The following is a 370-nucleotide window of genomic DNA, read 5'->3' as shown; positions in this document are numbered from 1 at the left end:
CTGGATGACCTCGATTGGCGGCGATTACAAAGCCACCGATGAACTGACCCTGCGTGCCGGTGTGGCGTACGACCAGACCCCCACCCGCAACTCCACCCGAGACCGACGGATTCCTGATGGTGACCGCTACTTCCTGGCGTTCGGTGCTGGTTATGACATCAAGGCCGTGCCTGGCCTGTCGGTGGATGCCGCGTATTCGCACCAGTTCGTCGAGAAGGTCAACCTGAGGACCAAGAACGTGGATCGCCTCGGAGCTGCGCAGTTGGATGGCAAGGCCGAGTCGTCCGGTGATGTGGTCAGCCTGTCGGCCACCTACAAGTTCTAAGCGTCTGGCACGGCAGTCGTGGGGCAGGGCGTCCAGCGCATCTAG

1 protein-coding gene is annotated in these 370 nt (G+C 61.9%); it reads left to right on the top strand.

All coding sequences use genetic code 11. From position 1 onward, the window contains the following. A partial coding sequence (locus SB765_RS28265; RefSeq protein ID WP_410932305.1) for an outer membrane protein transport protein occupies positions 1-325 on the top strand: 325 nt, incomplete at its 5' end. Positions 326-370: the final 45 nt, after the last annotated feature.

It is taken from the genome of Pseudomonas sp. SIMBA_067, from assembly GCF_046534675.1.
In the GTDB taxonomy this organism is placed as follows: Bacteria; Pseudomonadota; Gammaproteobacteria; order Pseudomonadales; family Pseudomonadaceae; genus Aquipseudomonas; species Aquipseudomonas putida.
The sequence above is the reverse complement of the archived record's forward strand: the minus strand, read 5'-3'. Positions and strand labels throughout refer to the sequence as shown.